This window comes from Micromonospora avicenniae (assembly GCF_900156065.1).
Lineage (GTDB): Bacteria > Actinomycetota > Actinomycetes > Mycobacteriales > Micromonosporaceae > Micromonospora > Micromonospora avicenniae.
The window spans coordinates 229,659-251,414 of record NZ_FTNF01000007.1 but is presented as its reverse complement, the minus strand read 5'-3'; the positions used below and the strand labels follow the sequence as shown (position 1 = coordinate 251,414).

At 71.4% G+C, this 21,756-nt stretch carries 19 protein-coding genes; 8 read left to right on the top strand and 11 right to left on the bottom strand.

Annotated features, from left to right (window positions below):
* Positions 1 to 82: 82 nt before the first annotated feature.
* Both BXA10_RS14160 and BXA10_RS14155 read left to right on the top strand, forming a co-directional pair.
* Entirely contained in the window at positions 83 to 3,013 is a 2,931-nt protein-coding gene (locus BXA10_RS14160; RefSeq protein ID WP_076470787.1) for a M20/M25/M40 family metallo-hydrolase, read from the top strand.
* A 354-nt stretch (positions 3,014 to 3,367) separates the two neighbouring features.
* The gene (locus tag BXA10_RS14155; protein WP_076470786.1) at positions 3,368 to 3,916 is read left to right on the top strand and encodes a hypothetical protein; all 549 of its coding nucleotides are present in this window, start codon (positions 3,368 to 3,370) and stop codon (positions 3,914 to 3,916) included.
* A gap of 94 nt (positions 3,917 to 4,010) precedes the next feature.
* Here BXA10_RS14155 and BXA10_RS30435 read toward each other — a convergent pair whose 3' ends face one another.
* Positions 4,011 to 4,430, bottom strand: coding sequence for a hypothetical protein (locus tag BXA10_RS30435; protein ID WP_084752730.1), 420 nt, complete (start codon positions 4,428 to 4,430; stop codon positions 4,011 to 4,013).
* Between the two features lie 216 nt (positions 4,431 to 4,646).
* On the opposite strand from BXA10_RS30435, the gene BXA10_RS14145 reads away from it, so the two are divergent.
* Positions 4,647 to 5,237: an HAD family hydrolase gene (locus tag BXA10_RS14145; protein WP_076470785.1), complete on the top strand. Its 591-nt coding sequence runs from the start codon at positions 4,647 to 4,649 to the stop codon at positions 5,235 to 5,237.
* Positions 5,238 to 5,302: 65 nt separating this feature from the next.
* Here BXA10_RS14145 and BXA10_RS14140 read toward each other — a convergent pair whose 3' ends face one another.
* The 3 genes from BXA10_RS14140 to BXA10_RS14130 form a co-directional block, all read right to left on the bottom strand.
* Positions 5,303 to 6,673, bottom strand: a complete 1,371-nt coding sequence (locus BXA10_RS14140; RefSeq protein ID WP_084752728.1) for an FAD-dependent monooxygenase — start codon at positions 6,671 to 6,673, stop codon at positions 5,303 to 5,305.
* Between the two features lie 231 nt (positions 6,674 to 6,904).
* A complete protein-coding gene (locus BXA10_RS14135; RefSeq protein ID WP_139337993.1) occupies positions 6,905 to 7,660 on the bottom strand; it encodes a hypothetical protein in 756 nt (251 codons plus the stop codon).
* 91 nt (positions 7,661 to 7,751) lie between these two features.
* Positions 7,752 to 8,369 carry a pyridoxamine 5'-phosphate oxidase family protein gene (locus BXA10_RS14130; protein ID WP_076470782.1) on the bottom strand — a complete coding sequence of 206 codons (618 nt, stop codon included), beginning with the start codon at positions 8,367 to 8,369 and terminating at the stop codon, positions 7,752 to 7,754.
* Positions 8,370 to 8,598: 229 nt separating this feature from the next.
* Between BXA10_RS14130 and BXA10_RS14125 the strand changes: the two genes are divergently transcribed.
* Together BXA10_RS14125 and BXA10_RS14120 are read left to right on the top strand one after the other, a co-directional pair.
* Complete coding sequence (locus tag BXA10_RS14125; RefSeq protein WP_076470781.1) at positions 8,599 to 9,144, top strand: Hsp20/alpha crystallin family protein; 546 nt, start codon at positions 8,599 to 8,601, stop codon at positions 9,142 to 9,144.
* Between the two features lie 9 nt (positions 9,145 to 9,153).
* Positions 9,154 to 10,257 carry a glycosyltransferase family 9 protein gene (locus tag BXA10_RS14120; protein WP_076470780.1) on the top strand — a complete coding sequence of 368 codons (1,104 nt, stop codon included), beginning with the start codon at positions 9,154 to 9,156 and terminating at the stop codon, positions 10,255 to 10,257.
* 14 nt (positions 10,258 to 10,271) lie between these two features.
* Here BXA10_RS14120 and BXA10_RS14115 read toward each other — a convergent pair whose 3' ends face one another.
* Both BXA10_RS14115 and rfaE2 read right to left on the bottom strand, forming a co-directional pair.
* On the bottom strand, positions 10,272 to 11,150 hold the full coding sequence (locus tag BXA10_RS14115; protein ID WP_076470779.1) for a glycosyltransferase family 2 protein: 879 nt from the start codon (positions 11,148 to 11,150) through the stop codon (positions 10,272 to 10,274).
* Positions 11,147 to 13,042 carry a D-glycero-beta-D-manno-heptose 1-phosphate adenylyltransferase gene (rfaE2, locus tag BXA10_RS14110; RefSeq protein WP_076470778.1) on the bottom strand — a complete coding sequence of 632 codons (1,896 nt, stop codon included), beginning with the start codon at positions 13,040 to 13,042 and terminating at the stop codon, positions 11,147 to 11,149. Before rfaE2 ends, BXA10_RS14115 begins: the two co-directional genes overlap by 4 nt.
* A gap of 130 nt (positions 13,043 to 13,172) precedes the next feature.
* Here rfaE2 and BXA10_RS14105 point away from each other — a divergent pair, with 130 nt between their 5' ends.
* Together BXA10_RS14105 and BXA10_RS14100 are read left to right on the top strand one after the other, a co-directional pair.
* On the top strand, positions 13,173 to 13,724 hold the full coding sequence (locus BXA10_RS14105; RefSeq protein ID WP_076470777.1) for a type 1 glutamine amidotransferase domain-containing protein: 552 nt from the start codon (positions 13,173 to 13,175) through the stop codon (positions 13,722 to 13,724).
* A 140-nt stretch (positions 13,725 to 13,864) separates the two neighbouring features.
* Positions 13,865 to 15,541, top strand: a complete 1,677-nt coding sequence (locus tag BXA10_RS14100) for an MDR family MFS transporter (protein ID WP_076470776.1) — start codon at positions 13,865 to 13,867, stop codon at positions 15,539 to 15,541.
* Positions 15,542 to 15,652: 111 nt separating this feature from the next.
* Here the strand turns inward: BXA10_RS14100 and BXA10_RS14095 are convergent, their stop codons facing one another.
* A complete protein-coding gene (locus BXA10_RS14095) occupies positions 15,653 to 16,144 on the bottom strand; it encodes an NUDIX domain-containing protein (RefSeq protein WP_076470775.1) in 492 nt (163 codons plus the stop codon).
* A 98-nt stretch (positions 16,145 to 16,242) separates the two neighbouring features.
* Between BXA10_RS14095 and BXA10_RS14090 the strand changes: the two genes are divergently transcribed.
* On the top strand, positions 16,243 to 17,877 hold the full coding sequence (locus tag BXA10_RS14090; protein WP_175649210.1) for a fatty acid--CoA ligase: 1,635 nt from the start codon (positions 16,243 to 16,245) through the stop codon (positions 17,875 to 17,877).
* 174 nt (positions 17,878 to 18,051) lie between these two features.
* Here the strand turns inward: BXA10_RS14090 and BXA10_RS14085 are convergent, their stop codons facing one another.
* The 4 genes from BXA10_RS14085 to BXA10_RS14070 form a co-directional block, all read right to left on the bottom strand.
* Positions 18,052 to 19,065, bottom strand: a complete 1,014-nt coding sequence (locus tag BXA10_RS14085) for an NADPH:quinone reductase (protein WP_076470773.1) — start codon at positions 19,063 to 19,065, stop codon at positions 18,052 to 18,054.
* Between the two features lie 99 nt (positions 19,066 to 19,164).
* Complete coding sequence (locus BXA10_RS14080; RefSeq protein ID WP_076470772.1) at positions 19,165 to 19,818, bottom strand: HAD family hydrolase; 654 nt, start codon at positions 19,816 to 19,818, stop codon at positions 19,165 to 19,167.
* Between the two features lie 209 nt (positions 19,819 to 20,027).
* Positions 20,028 to 20,852: an SCO6745 family protein gene (locus BXA10_RS14075; RefSeq protein ID WP_076470854.1), complete on the bottom strand. Its 825-nt coding sequence runs from the start codon at positions 20,850 to 20,852 to the stop codon at positions 20,028 to 20,030.
* Positions 20,853 to 21,043: 191 nt separating this feature from the next.
* Positions 21,044 to 21,724: an FKBP-type peptidyl-prolyl cis-trans isomerase gene (locus BXA10_RS14070; protein WP_076470771.1), complete on the bottom strand. Its 681-nt coding sequence runs from the start codon at positions 21,722 to 21,724 to the stop codon at positions 21,044 to 21,046.
* Positions 21,725 to 21,756: the final 32 nt, after the last annotated feature.

Below are 21,756 nucleotides of genomic sequence, written 5' to 3'. Positions count from 1 at the left end.
GATTCATCCCACCTTTTTCTGGCTCTGACCATTCGGGGAGGTCACGGCGATGCGGAAGAAACCTCTTGCCCTGACACTTGGCATGTCACTGGTCCTGTCCGTAGGTGTAGCGGGTAACGGTCCCGCGCTCGCCGCCGGCCGTGGCCTCGCAGCGGGCGAGATCGGCCTCGGCGAGGATCGCTTCCAGCCGAGTACCACCTACGACCTGTCGGTGACCGGCGACGAGCGGGACGCGATCCACGCGGAAGTCGAGGCGTTGGCCGGACGCGTCAACAGCGCGCGGGTGGGCGACGGGACCTACGACCCGCTCAGTCTGATCGGGGCGATGCTGGACGGGTCGAGCTACGACTCCATCTCCCGGGGCGGCACGGCTGCGACGTCGTACCCCTTCCCGGTCAGCAACACCGCGGCCAACCAGAACGAGTACGACCGTAAGGTCGCCAAGCTCGCCTGGGTGGTCAAGCTGGCCAAGGACCTGGGCTTCCCGGTGGTGGTCCAACGCCAGCCCGACAAGTACGTCTACGTGGAGATCGGCGATCCGGACGCCCCGGAAATGGTCATGGCGCTGAGCCACCTCGACTCGCCGACGGCCTCCGTCTCGCCGGCTCAGCTGGCGCGCTGGCGGGACGCCGACGGCAACTTCGGCACTCCTGGTGCGTACCACTCGCCCTACGTCAAGGACGGCTGGATCTACGGGGCGGGACTTCAGGACGACAGCGGTCCGACGCTGGCGACGCTGCTCGCGGCCAAGGCGCTGCTCGAGGCGGGACTGCCTCTCGACCGGCGGATCCGCATCGTCATGGGGATCTACGAGGACGGCGGTCCCGGCACCCCCTCGGCGGCGAACACCGCCACCTTCCAGTCCATCCCGTACAACTCGAACCCGAGCTTCTACGACAACTGGGCCTACAAGAACCTGAACCGCGAGGAGATGCCGATCGCGGGCTACACCTCCGACTCGCGGTTCCCCGTCATCGTCGGCAACTCCGGATCGGTCACACCGTCGGTGTCGATGAACCTGTCGGCGGACAGCACCAAGCCCTTCCGGCTGACGGACGCCAAGGCCGGCGTGACCCTGCGAGAAGGCGATCCGACGCTCAAGGACATCGCGTACGGCAGCACCACGCAGATCGCGTCCCGGGCGATCTTCACCCTCGACGTCGCAGGGGCCGGCGCCACCGAACGCGACAGGTTCGTCTCGGCGATCACCGCGGCCGCGACCACGAAGGGCTGGCTCCCGGCCGCTCCGGGCACCACGCCCAAGGTGCAGGCCACGATCACCGGTGACTCGCTCACGCTGGAGATCAACACCGATGTGGCGATGGAGATGCCGACCCCGCAGTACGGCAAGAATGCCGTCGTGTGGGGAATGTTCCTCCTCTCCCAGGGACTCGGCGCACTGGGCGGCACGGCCGCCGACCTGCAATTGAAGAAGGCCGCCGACGGCATCGCCGACCTGTTCTTCCGCGACGGGGTCGAGGGCGAGGCCTATATCGGCAAGTACATGGGCATCCCGGCGAACCTGCTGCGTAACCCGAGCAACGGCACGCCGAACCTGACCTTTGCCCTCATGGGCGGCATCAACTCCGAGACCCCGACGAGCTTCTACACGGACTCCTCCGGCAATCTCAGCATGCCGATGTACGTGCGCAGCATGCACGTCACCGCGGCTGACTCCAGCCAGGCGACGAGTGCGGTCACGGCCGCCTTCGAGGCGAAGGGGTTCACCATCGGTAGCCTCGGCGCGCCCGTCGGCGCCGGGCTCTACGTCACGCACGACAACCCGCTGACGGCTCTTCAGTTCGGGAGCTACCAGGCCTCGATCAACTGCAACCCGGAAGAGTTCGCGGATCCGTACGCCCTCAGGGACGTGGTCTATCCGCAGGGCACGACCGGCGGCACCCTGGCCAGCAGCTTCCGCAACAAGATGACCGCCTTCGGCGCCGTGATCCCGGGCAACGAGCGCTGGTGGCACACCGCCAACGAGCGGATGAAGGTCGACTCGGCAGTGCAGATGACCAAGCTCATGGCCGACGGCATGCTGGAGATGGCCCGCTACTCCGGGCCCGCCGGCGCCAAGTTCATGTGGGCCGACATCCCTGGGCTGAACGCCGACCGGGCGGACCTCGACCTGCTCGACGCCACGATCGGAACGTACAAGGACGCGTCGGGCGCTGTCGGCAAGGGCCAGCTGGGCGACCAGGCCCTGCTCGGCGCCACCTCGTTCAACATCCCGATGTGGAACGGGCGCGGCAACTCGACGCCGACGGCCTCGGCCTACGAACTGGGGCACGCCCCGGGAGGGGTCTACCTGCCCCTGGACGACCCCGAGTACCTGAACAGCACGTACGTGGCACCGATGCGCCTGGAGTTCAAGGTCGAGCGCCCCGACCACATGTCGGATGCGGCCTGGGCGAAGTTCGTGGCCGGCGGCTACGGCGCCTTCCAGTTCAACATCCTCGTCGGCGACAAGGTCGTGCCGCTGGCCGTTCCCGCGGGGCAGAGTGCGGACAAGTACTTCTCCTCGCGTACCTCGGCCACCAACCCCGACGCCATCTACCTGTCGGTCAACCTCGCGATCACCGATGCTCCGTACACCGGGGTGAAGCCCGTTCTCGCGGATTCCAAGACGGACCTGTACAAGGTCAATCCGGACTACCTGGCCTCGAACCCGGATCCGTTCCCCGGGCGTGGAGCCGTCGAGCAGCGGGGCTTCTTCCAGTTCGGTGACGGGCAGAAGAATGCGGAGTTCTCGTCGCCCGACGCGGTCTACGTGACGGTCGCCAACGCGGTGGTCGATGCCGACCCGTCGGCCGTGGTGAAGAAGCTGAACGGCAACAAGAACGAGTTGACCGTCACGGTCAAGCAGACCCACGTCGACGGCAGCGAGTCGGCCCAGACGGCCACGTTCACCATCGACAACAACGCCGCCGGCACCTACACCGTCGGCGATTACCAGGTGTACGTCGACACCAAGGGCAACACCCAGGTGCGGTCGATCCGCATCGTCTGACGCGTGCCAGCCTGAGGTTCAGCGCCGCACGAGAGGGCATGGAGCGCCCGGCAGATCGCAGCCGGCCTCCGTGCGGCTCGCCGTCCAGTGGAGGCCGCCCCGGCAGCATGCCGGGGCGGCCTCTCGGGGCCTGGGCGTCCTTCTTCTTCAGCTCCTCCAACTGGGCCCGGACGAGAGCCGCCTCAGCCTCCGGCCGGGCGGCCTCGGCCATTGAGGCGCGTTCGCCGGATTTCCACGAGCGCCGGTGCGCCAGGTGCCCGTTGGGATAGGCAGACCCGCCGCATCCGGTCCGCAAGAGATCGAGCGTGCCGGAGTCGATGGCCCTTGTCTCCATCGATGACCCAAACTGGGCGGATGTCGCAGCAGGATGTCGCCGGTGACATGGTCACGTGGTCGAGTGCCCGGATGCGCCAGTGGATGAGCACCTTGAGCGAGGACGTGGCCCTGCGGTCGGTCAACTGGTGGCTCCAGACGCGATGGATCGCCCAGCTGCACGTCTACGACCGGGCCTTGACCGCAGAGGCGCGTCGGGAATGGGGCGAGTTGGTGTTGTCGCTGACCGAGCGCGCCGAGCGGTTCGCCGGATACGACCGGTGGGACGCGATGGAGGATTCAGTCCACCTGCGTTGCCTGCTGATTCAGGAACTCGGGTCGGTGCCGGGTGACCAGCACTGGGACCGATCCGCGCTGGTCCGAAGCGTACTGGCTGCGATGACACTGACGCCGGCCCGGGCAACCGAGCTGGCCGAACGTTGGCGGACACTGCCGGCCGAGCAGATCCTGCTGCTTCGCCGGCACAAGCACCTCGTCGGGCCGCTTGCGGCGCTCGTCGATCAGTTGCCTGCCGGACCCGACACCGAGCGCGTCCGCACCTGGCTGGCGATGTTGCCGAAGCTGCCCTGAGGCAGCAGCGGCCGTGCCGGCTGCACCGTCCGCGTCCCGGCAGGGGGGCGGTTGGCCGGCGGGGCTGAGCTCGTCGCGCCGGGGCTACCGACCGTCAACCGTCGAGTCGTGGTGAGCCGAGTTCCTTCCGCAGCTGCCAGACCAGGTTCTGGAAGGCCGTCTCCGCGGCGTCCTCCTGAGCCTCGTCGGACTCCGGGCCCAGGCGGTAGAGGGCCCTGGCGACGTCGTTCGCCAGCGTCACCGTCCGAGCGCCGCACAGCAGGCTGAGAGTCGAGCGAGCGGACTGCATCCGGTTCAGCCACTCTCGTCGGTCGTCCTCGTCCATGCCCAGCTCGCCGAGCTTCCGATACTGGTTCAGCAGGTACCGCGTGCTGGTGACGTAGTCGACCGCACCGCGGAGCTTCTGGTCACGGAGCCAGTGCCGACGCTCACGTTGAGCCTGAAGCCAGGCGCCGATGGCTACGACGACGAGGCTGGCGAGGGCACCGAAGCCCGCCGCAGCAAGGTTCCCCATGGCGGTGGACAGTACGAAACCGTCGGTGTCACGGCTAGACCATCCGGGCGGCCAACTCGCGGATCAAGAACGGTGAGCGGAGCGTTGGTGCTGCTCGTCCAGTGTCCCAGCGGACTGCGGTGTGATGGTTCAGGCCGGGTGCCGTGGACGCGCGAGACCTTGCCACGATGCACTCGCCATGCCCCAACCGCGGCAGCAGGCCCTACCCTGCTACGGGTGAGCCTGCCCCTGCCTGCCGGTGAATACCGGGCGTACCTCTTCGACTGCGACGGAACCATCGTCGACTCGATGCCACTGCACTACCTCGCCTGGCAGCAGGCCTTGGCGGAGTGGGGCTGCGAGTTCCCGGAGGACCTCTTCTACGCGTGGGGTGGTCGTCCGGTCGCCGACATCATCGTGGACCTCAACGAGCGGCACGGTCTCGCCATGCCGGTGGCGGCCGTCGCCGATCGTCGGGAGGAGCTCTACCGGCAATTCCTGCCGAAACTCACCGCTGTGCCCGAAGTCCTCGAACACATCATCGGGTCCCACCGGCGCGTTCCGTTCGCGGTGGTCTCCGGCAGTACCCGCGACTCCGTCACCGCGTCCCTCGGGGCGCTCGGCCTGCTCGACAAGTTCGACGTGCTGGTCTGCGCCGGCGACTACGCGCGAGCGAAGCCGGACCCGGAGGCGTTCCTGCGGGCGGCCGAGCTTCTCGGCGTCGCCCCGCAGGACTGTCTCGTCTTCGAGGACACCGACATGGGCATCCAGGCCGCCACCGCGGCCGGCATGGCGTCCGTACGGGTTCCGCAACCCCGGATGCGTTGAGCAGCCGCGGGGCGCCGACGCGAGGGCTGCGGCGGGCGACGGTCAGCCGCCGGGCCCGAAGGTGCTCAGGTGAGCGGGACGGTGGTCGTCGGGAAGCGGTCGGGACGCACGATCGTCAGCTGCCCCTTGCCGAACCCTTCCACGTCGGCGAAGACGGCGTCGTGCGCGGTGAGCCACGCCTGGGTTTCGGGGTCGAGCGTGCCGGCCTCGCCGCGGATCACGCCCCACCGGTTGCCCAGCAACTCGTCGAGGGTGGTCCGCCGGCCGTCGACGACGAGCGGGGTGTCAGGCAGTTGCCGGGTGCCGTCGGGGAGGCGCTCCGGTGCCGCGGCGGCGGCCTTGGCGACGCGCGCGTCGAGCCCGGGGAGCAGCCCGACGGTCCGGACGAACCGGCGCAGCGCGGCTGCCGCGAGACGGTTGCGGCCGAGCACGACCCGGCCGGTGAGCAGTGCACTGCGGGTCATCCGCGCCACGGCCGGACGCCGCTCGCGCTCGTAGCGGTCGAGGTCGCCGGGCGCGTCACCCAGCAGCCAGGACAGGGTCGCGACGTCGCGCAGGCCGGCGCCGAGGCCCTGACCGGTGAACGGCGGCATCGAGTGCGCGGCGTCGCCGGCGAGGAGCACCCGTCCGCGCCGCCACGTCGAGGCCGTCCGAGCGTGGAACGTGAACACCGCGGCCCGCTCGACCCGCAGCGCCGCAGGATCGACCCACGGGCGGATCAGTTCCTCGGCCCGCATCACCATGCCGGCCGGATCCTCGCCGGGCAGCAGCCTCCACTCCCACCTCCGTGCGCCGGGCCGCTCGAACGCCACCATCGGCCGGGCCGGGTCGAGCACGTAGGAGAACGTCGGCTCGCCGGTGCCGGGCTCGTCGGTGCGGGCGTCGACGACCAGCCACGGCTCCGGGTAACTGACGCCGTCGTAGGAAGCTCCGATCAAGCCCCGTACGGTGCTCGACGCACCGTCACAGCCGACCAGCCAGGAGGCGGTCGACGTCGAGCCGTCGTCGAGCGTGACGGTGACGACGTCGTCCGACTGTTCCAGCGCGGTCACCGACCGGCCGGCGTGCAGGTGCACCGTGGGCATCCGCGCCAGCCGGTCGCGTAACGCCTGCTCAAGGCGCGGCTGGTCGAGCATGACGCCGGCCGGCACATCGTCCGGCAGTCGGAGCGTCAGCAACGGGCGGCGGTCCTTGTCGAGCAGTCGCGAGCGGCGCAACGGGGTCGCCCATTCGTCCCAGCCGGCCAAGCCTTCGATGCGGCGGAGGATCCGCTGCACGTGCGAATCGAGGACCGCCGCTCGCGGGTGGGCGTGCGGCCCGGCCCTGGAGTCGGACGCCGGGTCCACGACGACGACCCGGATGCCACGCTCACCGAGCAGCGCGGCGAGTACTGCTCCGACCGGTCCGCATCCGGCGATCACCACATCCGCGTCCATGGATCGAATCTCCCTGCCAACGCCCGGTTGGGCAAGACCCGGGTCCGGACACCGACCGAAGCCGATCGGGTACGGGCCTCGGACGCGTGGCCGGGACCCGCCGGGCGGCTACCGATCGGACGCTGTCGACAGCCAGCGGCCCAGGCCGGCAACGGCGATCGAGCCGGCCGGCCTGGGTCTTCCGCGCGAAGTGCACATCCCGCCGCCGGTGAGCGCCAACGTGCGGGTACGTCAGAGGAACTTGTACATGTCTGCGGAGGCGTCTTCGGTCTCGCCGGCGGGTGGCGCGGTCGCCGTCACCTTCTCGCCGAAGCCGCTCATCCGCAGCTCGGTGACGAGATCTCCGAGGCTCTTCGTGGCGATCGTGTAGGACAGGGAGGTGACCCGGCCCTCGGTGTCGACCGTCGCCTCGAACGGGATCGCCTTCGGGTCCTTCGCCAGCTTGGCGGTCGACTCGAGGCCCTCGCGCATCCCGCCGTCGTCGCTCGCGGCCTGCACGGCCTTCTCCAGGTCGGCCGTGCCCTGGTAGCTGCCCTCGCCCACCTTCTCGGCGGTCACGATGCCGCCGACCAGACCGGTCTGCGACTGCAGGTCGAAGGACTGGCGCAGCGGGCTCTCCGGCCTGAGCTTCGTGAGGTCGATCTTCATCCAGGGCTTGTCGCCGCCGAGTGATTCCGCCTTGATGTAGGCGGCGTCACCGATCAGCCGGGCCTCCATCTGCTCGGGTGCCGTGGTGACGACCGTGAGCACCTTGGCTGCCGGGTCCATCTTGCCGGTGAGCTCCATCGCCGCCTGGCCGATCTTCACCGAGGCGTCCATGGTGACCGTGCCGGAGAGGCCACGACCCATGCCCTCCTTGATGGTGGTGACCGGGTCGGCCGCGGACGTGGCGCGCGCGGGCGAGTCGGTGGGGCTGTCGGAGTCGGTGCCACAGCCGGCTACGAGCACGGCGAGGGCGATCGAAACGACAGGGATCATTCGACGCATGGGCCTGACCCTAACCGTGGCCGCCGCCATTTTCCGGCCGGAAGGGGTTCAGCATCGTCTATTTCTCAAGGGGCCCGGCCGCCGCCGGGCCTCAGGCGTAGAGCTTCTTCAGGTAGTCCGGACCGTAGTGGCGCTCCAGCTCCGCCATGTCCTTCTCCGGAGCCTCCAGCTCCTTGACCAGGTGGGCTCGGGAAGGCAGTACGTCCGGCCGCCAGGTCTCCGGCTTCCACAACGCCGAGCGGAGGAAGGACTTCGGGCAGTGGTAGAAGATCTGCTCGACCTCGACCAGCACGGCGAGGACGGGACGGTGGCCCTTGACGGTCATCTCCGCGAACCAGGGCGCGTCGCGGACCAGCCGGGCGCGTCCGTTGATCCGCAGTGTGTCAGCGCGCCCGGGGATCATGAAGAGCAGCCCGACGTGCGGGTTCTCCAGGATGTTGCGATAGCCGTCCGCCCGCCGGTTGCCCGGCCGCTCCGGCAGCGCGATGGTCGTGTCGTCGAGCACCAGCGCGAAGCCCGGTGGGTCGCCCTTCGGCGAGACGTCGCAGCTGCCGTCCGCTCCAGCGGTCGCCACCAGGCAGAACGGCGACGCCGCCAGCCACTGTCGATCCAGCTCGTGCAGCCGGGTGCGTTCCTTGTCGGCGGCCTGTTCCGTCGGCGTGCCCAGCAGCTCGCGCAGCTCCTCCGCCGAAGTGATCTCCACCGTCACGTGTTCCTCCCCGGGCCGAACGTGTAGGCGGAGCCGCCGCGCTGCGGCTCGTGTCGGACAGCGTACGACCGGTCGTCCGGAGGTTTGCCGACACTGCCCGGGGGTACCGCCTCACGCAACGTGCGGACCGACCGGAGGGAGGCGACGGCATGCGCGAGCGGAGCGAGCGAATCATCGGGCGCAGCGTGGTTGAGCCTCAGGCCGTGGCCGACCGGAGGGAGGCGACGGCATGAGCGAGCAGGGTGGCGGGTTCGGCCGCTGGCGTGGCCGGCAGCAGGGCTGGGACCCGATGGGTGAACTCCAGTCGCTCCGCTCCGAGCTGCGCCGGCTGGTCGGCGGCCGGTCCGGTCCGCCGGAGGTGGAGCTGACGGAGGTGCCCGACGGCTGGGAGGTCATCGTCCGGCTGCCCGGGGTGGCGCCGGAGGAGGTGGCTGTCGAGCTGGACGACCGTGAGCTGTGCGTACGGGCGCGCTCCGAGGCCGAGGTCAACGCCGACCAGGGCATACCCGGCGGCTTCGAGACCCGCGGCTTCGAGTACCGCGTCGAGCTGCCGATCCGCGTCGACCCGGACGCCATCGACGCGGTGATGGACCACGGACTGCTCCGGGTCCACCTGCCACGTGCGGCCCGGCCCGCCCCGCGCACCATCACCGTCGGCCGCGCCGGGCCGCGTACCGGCTCGCTCGGCAGCCGTACGCCGGCACCGGGTGATCCGGCCGCGGACCGGGAGCTGCACCGCCCGGACACCGCTGTCGGCGAGCTCGACCAGCCGTAGCGGGCCCGGGTGGTCGCCCCGTCCCTGCTCGGCCCGGTGGCCGAGCGCGTAGCCGAGGTCGAACGGATCGCCGTGCTGCGAGCCAACGCGCTCGGCGACTTCATCTTCGTACTGCCGGCGTTGGAGGCGTTGCGGGCCGCGTACCCCGCAGCGGAGATCGTGCTGCTCGGCGCGCCCTGGCACGCGAAACTCTGGCGCGACCGGCCCGGCCCGGTGGACCGGGTGCTGGTGGTGCCGCCCGCGAACGGGATCCGTGAGCCGGAGCCGGACGAACAGCCGGCGGCGACTGACGAATTCCTGGCCGCGGCGCGGGCGGAACGCTTCGACCTGGCGTTGCAGATGCACGGCGGCGGCGCCAACTCCAACCCGCTGATCACGGCGTTCGACGCCCGGGTCACGGCCGGGCTGCGCACCGAGAACGCGCCGCCGCTGGACCGCTGGATCCGGTACGTCTACTACCAGCACGAGGTGATCCGCTACCTGGAGGTGGCGGCGCTCGTCGGCGCACCGGCCACGACGATCGTGCCCACGCTGGCGGTCACCGAGGCGGACCGGAACGAGGCGGCCGGGGTGCTCGGCCCGGCCCGGCAGCCCCGGGTGGCGCTGCATCCGGGCGCCACCGACACCCGACGGCGCTGGCCCGCCGAACGTTTCGCCGAGGTGGCTCGTGACCTGGTCGGCGCGGGGTACGAGGTGCTGGTCACCGGCACACCGGCGGAGCGGGAGGTGGTGGACGGGGTGGTCGCGGCGGCCGAGGCGCCGGTCCGGCCGCAGGTCGGCACGCTCAGCCTCGGCGGCCTGGCCGGCTGCTACGCGGACTGCGCGCTGGTGATCTCCAACGACACCGGGCCACTGCACCTGGCCGCGGCGGTCGGCACCCCGACGGTCGGCATCTTCTGGGTCGGCAACCTCATCAACACCGCGACGCCGCTGCGCGGCCGGCACCGGCCGATCATCTCGTGGACGGTGCGCTGCCCGGTCTGCGGCGTGGACTGCACGACCGACATCTACCCGCACCGCCCCGGCGTAGACGGGTGTCCGCACCGGGACTCGTTCGTGACCGATGTGCCGGTGGCCGAGGTGCTCGAGGCCGCCCACGAGCTGCTCCGGTAGGCACTGGCGGTCGCTCAGGCCGGCTGCGCGGCGTCCTCGTCGGCGAGGACGACCTCCCACGCCTCGACGTCCCGCTCCGTGACGGTGGTCGGCGACTCCAGGTGGTACGCCCCGCTGGGCAGCACCCCCGCGCCGCCGTGGCGGGCGAGGACGGCGAGCTGGGCGGCGACGTCCTCGCCCTGGTGTTTCTCCTGCACCCTGCGCCAGAAGTCGAAGCCGCCCGAGTCGACCAGCTTCGCCCGGTCGTACAGGACGCATCCGCCGATCCAGGAGACCTTGTACGCGCGCCAGGCATCGGGCGGCAGCTCCAGCTTCTCCGTGACGTGCAGCAGGTTCGCCGCCGAGTGGATCCGCGCCCGGTCCCACTCGGGCGTGCCCGGGCGGATCCGCTCGGGCACCGGGGTGGCCTCCCACTCCTCGTAGTGCCCGTGGGTCTCCGGCCGTACGTCGTCGACGTAGGACAGGCCGTGCACGGCGTTGCCCACGAACCCGCAGCCCAGATCGGCCAGCGCGGTCACCAGCCGGTGCAGCGTCCCCGGTTCCAACCAGACGTCGTCGTCCAGGCATAGCACGTACCGGGCGGCCGAGGCGGCCAGCAGGTAGGCCCGGTGCTCGGCCAGCCCGCGGCGGGGCAGCCGGCGGGTGAGCAGTACCGGGTGACCCCGGTGCCGCAGCGCCCGCACCATGGTGGCGGCCGCCGGGTGGGCGTACGCCGGTTCCCCGTCGGACTGGTCGCTCACCACCACCCCGAACCCGGGCACCCCGTCCTGGGCCGCCAGCCCGGAGAGGGTGACCGCCAGCTCGGCGGGGCGGTTACGGGTCGGGATCAGCACGTCGACCATCCGGTCGGCGCGGAACCGCTCCGGGGCGCCCGGATCGAGTGGCCGGTTCACGACGGCTTGCTGGACAGTGACGGGTCGGTCTCCCGCTCCTGGCTGTGCGTACGGATCCGCTCGATGATCTGCGACGTGGACCGGTCCGGCACGTACCCGAGGGTGCGGACCTGCCCGCCCAGCCGGCGGACCAGTGGCGCCTCCGGCACCATCTCCGGCGGGTAGTCGCCGCCCTTGACGTACACGTCGGGGCGGACCACCTTGATCAGCGAGGCCGGTGAGTCCTCCTCGAAGACCACCACGTGGTCGACGCAGGAGAGGGCGGCGAGCAGCGCGGCCCGGTCCTCGACCGGGTTCACCGGGCGGTCCGCCCCCTTGAGGCGCCGCACGCTCTCATCGGAGTTCACCGCCACGATCAGGAGGTCACCCAGGGTGCGGGCCTGTTCCAGGTAGCGGACGTGGCCTCGGTGCAACACGTCGAAGCAGCCGTTGGTGAAGACGACCGATCGGCCGCTGTCGCGTTGGGTCTCCACGATGGCCGCCAGCTCGTCCGCGTCGATCACCACGGGACGGCCCTGGTCCTGCACCGGCTGGTCGAGCGCGGCGAGCAGATCGTCGCGGCGGCAGACGCAGGTTCCGGTGTCGGAGACGGTGATGGTGGCGGTGAGCTGCGCGAGCTGGGCGGCGGTCGACAGCGGCGCACCGGCGGCCAGAGCGAGCGTCATCGCCGCCAGGTACGCGTCGCCGGCCCCGACCGCGTGGCTGGCCGGCACCGGCGTGCTGTGGCTGCGCCGCCGCTCACCGTCGGCCGTGCCGACCACCGCGCCCTCGGTGTCCAGGGTCACCGCCACCACGTCCGCGCCGGTGTGCGCGTGCAGTTCGGCGAGGCGTGACTCGGCAAGCATCGCGCGATCGACGCCCTCGCCGGCCGCCGCGTTCACCGTCACTCCGGTGGCGGTCACGCTGAGCCCGTCGCCGGTCATCGCAACGCGGCTCTCACCCGGTGTCGGCTCCCCGGTGGGGCCGGTCCGGTCGATCCGGGCCGTACGGCTCGTCACGTCCAGATCCGCGGCCGAGGAGTCGGGACCGGCCGGGTCGGGCGATGGCGGGCCGGAGTTCGTCCGGACCGCCGCGCCGACGCCCCGGGGTTCCTCCGCCCTGGGCGTACGGTCACCCGGAGCGGCGCCGACGGTCAGCTCGGACGGGCCGTCGGCCGGATCGCCGTCCGGGTGGTCGAGGTGCAGCTCGGGGCCGGCGCTGCGCCGGGTCGCCCGGGCCAGCAGGCGGGTCGCTTCGGCGAAGCTGGGGGTCACGACGGTCGGGGCGAGGCCGCGCCAATCAGCGAGGTCGTGCGCGTCCAGCGCCACGGTGGCGAACCGCTCCCGGTTGGCGACCAGCCAGGCGCGTACCGGCGTGGGTAGTGCGCCGAGTCCGTAGTCGCAGACCACCAGGGTGGGAGGCTCCCCGCCGGCGACGGCGCGCAGCTCCTCCGTGGCGCAGTCCAGGGCGGTGAGCAGGCGCTGCACCCCGTCCGGGTCCAGCGGGTCGTCCGGCTCGCCGGAGTCCTCGCGGAGCAGGATCTGGTTCCCGGCCAGCATCCTCCGCTTCAAGGGTGTCGGGCGGCCGGGCTGGTTGACCGTACGGTCCCAGACTCCCGCCCGGTCGAGGCAGTCGTGCAGTTCGTCGCCGGCCACGTCGGCGCCGACCGGGGCCACCAGTACCGCGCGGCCGCCGAGCGCGGCGACGTTGACCGCGGTGTTCGCCGCTCCGCCCGCCGCGGAGATCCGGCGGCGGAGGGTGAGCACCGGTGCGGGCGCCTCCCGGCAGAGCCGGTCGGACTCCGCGAACCGCCACTCGTCGAGCATGGCGTCACCGATCACCAGGACCGGGCGTCCCTGCCAGCTTTCCACAACGCCGGCGAGCCGCCGCTGTTCCGCTGCTGCTCCTGCCATGTCGTTCCGGATCCCCCCGGCCCGAGGGGTCAAACCAGGTCTCCGGCGCAGCGCCCACTAGGCCGGGGGTTTCGCACCTGGTGTCCCGGGAACGATCCGTAGGTACCCCTCGGAAAGGAGATGCAACGAGATGTCAGCGATGACACTTCAGGGCAAGCGGATCGCGTTCCTGGCCGCCGACGGGGTGGAGGAGGTCGAGTACGTACAGCCCCGCGAGGCGGTGGAGAAGGCGGGCGCGACCGTCGAGCTGGTCTCGCTCAAGGCCGGCTCGGTCCAGTCGTTCAACCACCTCGACCAGTCCAAGCCGTACGACGTGGACGTCACGGTGGCCGACGCGGACGCCGGTGGCTACGACGCGCTCGTGCTGCCGGGTGGGGTGGCGAATCCGGACTTCCTGCGTACGGATCCGGACGCGGTCCGGTTCGTGCGGGCGTTCTTCGACGCCGGCAAGCCGGTCGGGGTGATCTGCCACGGGCCGTGGACGCTGATCGAGGCGGACGTGGTGCGCGGACGGCGGATCACCTCCTGGCCGAGCCTGCGTACCGACCTGACGAACGCCGGGGCGACCTGGGTCGACGAGCCGTGCGTCACCGACGGTGGGCTGGTCAGCAGCCGCAAACCGGACGACCTGCCGGCGTTCTGCGCCAAGATCGTCGAACGCTTCGCCAACCCCGCCGGCTGACCCCGCACCACCCGTCCGGACAGCGCCGATGATGAGGTTGGCGGCGGTCTCGATCTCCGCAGCGCCGCCAATCTCATGATCGACGTGCGGAAGCCTCGCCGTGCGGGGCATGTTCCTCGTACGCCGGGAAAGAAGGGCGGGTGACCAGCGAAGCCCCAGCCGCGACCGTGCTGAACAGCCGACAGATTCGCCTGCTCATGATCGGCCTGATGACCGGCATGCTGCTCGCGGCACTCGACCAGACCATCGTCGGTACGGCCCTGCCGACCATCGTCGGCGAGCTGGGCGGGATCAGCCACTACTCGTGGGTGGTGACCGCGTACCTGCTCGCCTCGACCGCGTCGACCCCGCTGTACGGCAAGATTTCCGACCTCTACGGCCGCCGTCCGGTGTTCCTCTTCGCGATCGGCGCGTTCCTGGTCGGTTCGCTGCTGGCCGGGCTGTCACAGAACATGACCCAGCTGATCCTCACCCGGGGTGTGCAGGGCCTGGGCGCGGGCGGTCTGATCACGCTCGCGTTCACCATCATCTCGGACGTGCTCTCGCCCCGGGAACGTGGCCGCTACCAGGGTCTCTTCGGCGCGGTCTTCGGTATCGCCTCGGTGGCCGGCCCGCTTGTCGGCGGGTACTTCGCGGAGACGAACTGGCGGTGGATCTTCTACATCAACGTGCCGCTGGCCCTCGTGGCCATCGTGGTCTGCTACCACGTGATGCGGCTGATCCCGTTCGAGCATCGGGAGCGCACCGTCGACTGGCTTGGCGCGGCGCTGCTGGTGGCCGGGGTGAGCGCCATCCTGCTGGCGCTGAGCTGGGGCGGCAACGAGTACGCCTGGGGCTCCGGCGTGATCATCGGGCTCATCGTGGCCGGAGCGGTGCTCAGCGCGCTCTTCGTGCTCCAGGAACGCCGGGTCGCGGAGCCGATCCTGCCGCTGCACCTGTTCCGCCTGCGCACCTTCGCGCTGGCCAACACCGCCGTCTTCGTCATCGGTCTGGTGATGTTCGGGTCGATCATCTTCATCCCGCTCTACCTCCAGATCGTCAAGGGCGCCTCGCCGACCGAGAGCGGTCTGCTGATGCTGCCGATGATGGTCGGCATCATCGGTACCTCGATCCTCACCGGCCGGGCGATGACCCGGATCGGTCGGTACAAGTGGTTCCCGGTCGTCGGCTCGGTGGTGCTGGTCGTCGGCATGCTGCTCTTCACCCAGCTGCACGTCGCGACCACGCTCTGGCTGGCCTTCCTCTACATGGTGGTGATCGGCGTCGGGCTGGGTCTCTGCATGCAGTCGCTGATCCTCGCCGTGCAGAACGCCGTCTCCGTCCGGGACCTGGGCGCCGGCACCTCATCGGCGACCTTCTTCCGGTCGCTCGGCGGTTCGTTCGGGGTCGCCATCCTCGGCACCGTGCTCTCGTCGGGGCTCGCCACCGGGCTGGCCAGCCGGTTGCCCGGCGCGCTCGCCCAGCTGCCGCCCGACCAGCGGGCCGCCGCGGAGGCGGCCGGCGGAACGAACATCTCGATCAACGACCCGGCGACCATCATGGCGCTGCCCGGCCCGGTCCGTAACGCGATCCAGGAAGCGTTCGTGGCGGCGCTGCACCCGGTCTTCCTGACCGCCGGGCTGATCGCGATCGTGGCCGTGCTGGTCACCGTCGCCATGCCGAACGCCCTGCTGCGCGGCGCCAGCCCGCAGGGCGCCACCGGCGGTGCCGACCCGCTCGGCGGCAAGGCGCCGGCGGCCGGCGGCGAGCCGCTGTCGAAGGAGTCGAAGGAGCAGGCGGCCGCCCAGATGGAGGCGCAGTCCCAGACGATGATCTGACCCGGCCCGGGCCCGCGCCGGCGGGCCCCGGCCGGGTCCCGACAGGGCGCGGCGGTCACCGGCCCGGGCCGGCGCCGGCGGATCCGGCCGGACCCCGCGGGGGCGCGGCGCTCACTTGAGGATCAGGCGGTTGGTCTGTTCGAAGACGTCCAGATCGGCCAGGGTCTCCAGGACCGAAGGGGAGAGCGGCGCCGGGAACTGCTCCCGGTGGAAGAAGCCGGCGTCGGTGGTCTCGTCGGTCACCCGGGACAGCGTGCCGTCCCACTCCTCCACCCGGAACGCGGTCGTGAAGATCTGGTACGTGTGGCCGTACATGTTGGTGTGCGTCCGGTCGGGTCCGGTGTAGAGGGCGAAAGCGCACACCCGAAGGGCCCGCAGCCCGGTCTCCTCGCGCACCTCGCGTACCGCGCAGTCGGCGATCGACTCACCGAGCTCCATCGCGCCGGCCGGCATCGCCCACTGGCCGTTGTCCGACCGCCGGATCAGCAGAACCCGACCGGCGTTGTCCCGCACCACCGCTCGGGCCCCGACGAACATCAGCGTCCGGTCCCCGGCCAGGGCGCGCAGCTGACCCACGTACGAATCGGCCCAGGAGATGCTCACCCGGACAATCTACGAGTCGCGGCCGGAGGCGACCGGGTTTCCGGGGTTCCCAAGGTGTGACCGGCGACACTAATTTGTCACCCATGCGTAGCACGATGATGGACGCCCCCCTCCAGGTCTCCCGGATCCTCGACCACGGCGCCACCGTGCACGGCACGGCCGAGTCGGTCACGTGGACCGGCGCCGAGCCCCACCGGATGACGTACGCCGAGGTCGGGCGGGCCGCCGCTCGCCTCGCTCACGGATTGCGCGCCGAGTGCGGCGTGACCGGAGACGAGCGCGTCGCCACCTTCATGTGGAACAACAACGAGCACCTGGTCGCGTACTTCGCGGTGCCGAGCATGGGCGCCGTGCTGCACACGCTGAACATCCGTCTCTTCCCGGACCAGGTCGCCTACATCGCGAACCACGCCGAGGACCGGGTGGTGCTGGTCGACACCACACTGATTCCGCTCCTGGCGCGGTCGATCGGGGCGATGACCACGGTGCGGCACGTGGTCGTGGTCGGTGGCGGCGATCCGGCGCCGCTCGTCGAGGCGGCCGGCGACCGGATCGTCGTGCACCGGTGGGACGACCTGCTCGCCGGTCGCTCCGACACGTACGACTGGCCGGAGGTGAACGAGCGGGACGCGGCCGCGCTCTGCTACACCTCGGGCACCACCGGCAACCCGAAGGGCGTGGCGTACTCGCACCGCTCGATCTACCTGCACACGCTCCAGGTCTGCATGCCGGAGGGCTTCGGCCTCGGCCCGACCGACCGGGAGCTGGCCATCGTGCCCATGTTCCACGCGATGTCCTGGGGGCTGCCGTTCGCGACGTTCCTCTCCGGCGCCTCGCTGCTCATGCCGGACCGCTTCCTGCAGGCCGCGCCGATCGCCGAGATGATCGCCGCCGAGCGGCCCACCCTGGCGGGTGCGGTGCCGACGATCTGGGCCGATCTGCTGAACTACCTGGACACCCATGAGGTGGACATCTCCTCCTTGAAGGAGGTGATCGTCGGCGGTTCGGCCTGCCCGCCGGCGCTGATGCGCGCCTTCGCCGAGCGGTACGGCATCCAGGTCGTGCACGCCTGGGGCATGACGGAGATGTCGCCGCTGGGCTCGGTCTCCCGGCCGCCCGCCGGGGCGACCGGCGAGGAGGCCTGGCGCTACCGCTACACGCAGGGGCGGATCCCGGCCGGCGTGCGGGCGCGGATCGTCGGGCCGGACGGGGAGCCGATGTCCGCCGACGGCACGTCCGTGGGTGAGCTGGAGGTCCGCGGACCGTGGGTCACCGCACGGTACGTCGGCGAGGACACCCCGGACGAGGAGAAGTTCCGCGGCGGCTGGCTGCGTACCGGCGACGTGGGGATGCTCTCGCCGGACGGCTTCATCACGCTCACCGACCGGGCGAAGGACGTCATCAAGTCGGGTGGGGAGTGGATCTCCTCGGTGGAGTTGGAGAACGCCCTGATGGCGCACCCGGCCGTGCTCGAAGCCTGCGTGGTCGGGGTGCCGGACGAACGCTGGGACGAACGACCGCTGGCGACGGTGGTGGTCCGGGAGGGCGCCTCGGTCGACGCCGAGGAACTGCGGGACTTCCTCTCCGCGTCGGTGGCCCGCTGGCAGTTGCCGGAGCGGTGGGCCTTCATCGACGCGGTGCCGAAGACGAGCGTCGGCAAGTTCGACAAGAAGGTCGTCCGTTCGCGGTACGCCGACGGTGAACTCACCGTACGGGAGCTGAGTCCCCAGTAACGTTTCCGCACGGGCTGACGCCTGACTGAGGAGAGACTCTCCTCCCCAGGGGCGGCCCCGGCGTTCGCACCGCGCCGGGGCCGCCCGTTCCACGCGGGGCGACCCGCAAATCCATTATTGCGAGAGTTGTTCGCCTCCGTCCCGATGACGGGGAAATCCGTTCACTGCTGGTCGTCACTGCTCGCTGGTGCTGATCAGCACCTTTCCGACCACCGAGTTCTCCACCGCCTGATGGGCCGCGGCGGCCGCGGACAGCGAATGGTGGTGCAGCGGCAGCCCGGCCTCCTCGCCCACCCGGATCGCCCCCTGCACCACGGCGGCGCACACGTCGCGGACCGCGTGGGCCTTGGCCGCCTTCGGCTCGGTGTAGACCAGCACGAACTGCCAGCGCGCGTTCGGGGTCATCGAGGGGCGGATCGGGATGGTGACCTCGTCGCCGCCGTCGTTGGCGTAGACGCAGACCGCCCCGCCGTTGCGCAGCACCTGCGCGTCCATGGCCGCGTTCACCGCGGGAGCGACCTCGACGATCGTGTGCACCCCGTCGGGCGCGATCTTGCGGACCTCCTCGACCACGTTCTGCTCGCGGTAGTTGATCACGTGGCTGGCGCCGGCCGCCGCCGCGAGCTGCGCCTTCTCCGCGCTGCTCACCGTGGCGATGACGCAGGCATCGGCCCAACGGGCCAACTGGATCGCGGCGTTGCCCACCGCACCCGCGCCGCCCTGCACCAACACCGTGTGGTCGCTGAGCGCGCCGGCGTGCAACTTCTGGGGCATGTACTCGCCGACGGTCAGGCAACGGTGCGCGGTGAGGAACGGAATGCCGAGGCACGCGCCCAGGTCGAACGAGGCGGAACCCAGGCTCACCGCCTGCCGGACCGGAACCACTGTGTACTCGGCGGCGGTGCCCCACGGCCGCTGCCAGGCGGCCTCCCAGATCCAGACCCGCTCGCCGATCAGCTGCTGGTCCACACCCTCGCCGACCGCCTCGATCACCCCGGCGCCGTCCTGCCCCGGAATCTGCCACCCGGCAGGGATCGGCCAGAGCCGCCGGGCCTTCCAGTCGGTCGGGTTGACGCCGGAGACGGCGACCCGCACCAGGACCTCACCCGGTCCCGGCTCCGGCACCGGCCGATCGACCAGCTGAAGCACCGACGGGTCGCCGGTCTGCTCGTAAACGATCGCCTTCATCGCGGTCTCCTCCTGACCTGCCCTGTACCGGAACCCCTGGTGTGCACGCCACTGCCCCCTGCACCGACCGTAGGCGGTGGGCACTGCCGGGGCGGCGGTTCACGAGAGCCGCGCCACCACCTCGGGCGTCAGCTCGTCGACCGAGCCGAGCGTCACGGCGGCGAGCTCGGCGGCGTCCTCGTCCAGCGGGTACGAGCCGTGCGGGATCGCCACCACCCGCATGCCGGCGGCAGCCGCCGAACGCACCCCGTTCGACGAGTCCTCCACGGCGGCGCAGCGCGCGGGAGCGACCCCCAGCCGCTGCGCCACGGCGAGGTAGACGTCCGGCGCCGGCTTGCCCCGGGCGGTCTCCTCGGTGGAGAGCGTCGTGCGGAACGAGTCCGTCAGCCCGGTCGCCGCGAGCGTCGCGGCGATCAGCCGCGTCGGTGAGGAACTCGCCAACCCCAGCGGCCACCGCGCGGCCATCCGGCGCACCACCTCGTCGGCGTCGTCGATCAGCGGTACGCGCTCCGCGTACCGCCGGGTCATCTCGTCGACCACCTCGGTGGCCACCTGCTCGGCCGTACGGGCCACACCCAGCTCGGCGCTCAGGTAGCGGGCCCACTCGCCGGTACTCATCCCCATCAGCCGGCGCTGACTGTCCGGCTGCCAGGTGCCGCCGTGTGTCGCCACGTACGCCCGCCGGACCTCCTCCCAGACCGGCTCCGAGTCCACGATCACGCCGTCCAGGTCGAAGATCACCGCATCCACCACGCCCCCATCCTGCCCGATCGCCGTTGATCGGCAAGCCAGGTGTGCCGAGCGTCCCCGACCGGGCGCGGCCGGGCGACCACGGAGGCCGGCCGCCTGCCGGGACCCGCACTTCCGACGGCCTGACGCCCTCGGCGAGCCCGCACTTCCGACGGCCTGACGCCCGCGCCTTCGACGGCCCTCCGAGGCGCCGGCACGGGCCGGGCGAGCGGTCAGCCGGCCAGCGCCGGCAGGCCGATCGGATTGTCCGGCGGCAGCACCGAATGGCAGGCGTCGGCGATCGGGTGCAGCAGCTCGCACAGCCGCTCGACCCGGTCGGCGCCGAGGACCTGCCAGGGTCGGGCGGCCGCGGCGTCGGTCGCGTCCTCGACTGCCTGGAACGCGGCGTGGCCCCGCTCGGTGGGCTGCCCGTCCGAGGTGAGCCAACCCCGCTCGGTCAACCGCGCGCGGGCGGCCTGCCACTGTTCCTCGGTCCAGCCCCGTCCGAGCAGGTTCTGCGCGGGCATGTCGACCGCGACCCGCCAGGCCAGCGTCTCCACCGGGTCGAGGTCGGCGGCGACGAGCGCGGCGACGTGCCCGTCGCCCCGATGCTCCCGCAGGGTGGTGGCGGCCTGCCAGAGCCGGGCCAGCGGGTACTCGCCGGCGGGCAGGGCGGCGTTGGCGGCGCCGAGCACCCGGCCACCGGTCTCCACCGCGCCGGCCGCCATGTCGAGCAGGTCGGCGACCTCGATCAGATGCGTCTCGGGCAGCTCGTACGTCAGCTCCGCCAGCGCCTGCACCGCACCGGTGAGCCGGGCCCGCAGCGCCTCCTGCGGGGTGGCCAGCCGCCATACGGCGGGCAGCGCCCGGCTAACCATTGGTGGAGCGAACGTGTAGAACGCGGCGATCACCGGGGCGGCGGCGGTCGCGCCGAGCGGTGCGGCCCGGCCGGCGAAGTAGCCCCGCCAGTACCCGCGGAGCCCGGCCGCCTCGTACGCGGCTCGTGATCGCGGGTGGAAGTAGGTGACCGCGTGTACCGGTTCGTAGTGCCGCCACATGAGCCGAGCGGTATGCCCGGGGCCGTACAGCGCCGTCACGGGTACCTCCACGTCGCGTCCGAGTCGACCCCGGGCGCGAGTGCCCAGGGTGACCCGGAACCTACTGGAAGTGAGGAAGTGGCTGGAAGACCTCTGTGGGGAACTGCACCGCCACTACCTGACGGATCGGGACGAACCGGTATGCCGACCGGCTACTGCGCGGCCAGGACGTCGACCACGAAGCGCAGCGGACCGGACACCCCGTTGGCGGCGTCGTTGCCGTACGCCAGCTCGGCGGGGATGTCGAGCTGCACCCGGCTGCCCACCTTGACCCCGACGAGGCCCTGGTCCCAACCGGGGATGACCTGGCCGACGCCGATGGGGAAGCTCGCGGGCTCGCCGCGGCTCCAGGAGGAGTCGAACTCCTTGCCGTCCTTGTACAGCACGCCCACGTAGTTCGTGGTGATCGTCTGGCCGGCCTTGACCTCCGGCCCGGTGCCCTTGATCAGCGGGGTGACGGTGAGCTTCTTCAGCTCGCCCTTGCCGGCGGTGACCTTCGGCGCGGTGCCCAGAGCCGGGTCGGCGCCCTCGGGCAGCTGCGGGGCGCCGGGGGTGGCGGGGGCCTGCTCGCCCGCGGCGGTCGCGGACGGGGTGGCGCCGGCCTGCGTGGCGGGCTTGTCGTCGCCCCCCGGGTTGACGAGCACGAAGACGGTGACCAGCACCGCGACCACGGCCAGGGCGGCAAGCCCACCGAGCCACGCCTGCCGGCGGCGCTTCGCCTCAGCCGCCTTCTGCGCGGCCAACTGGGCGGCCAACCGCCGCTCCGTTTTCGACCGGTTCTGGGTCCGCTCGCTCACTCGTCGACTCCCTGGGAAGAGTTGGGTGGCCGGCACCGGTGCCGGGGGACAGCCGACGCACACGGTAC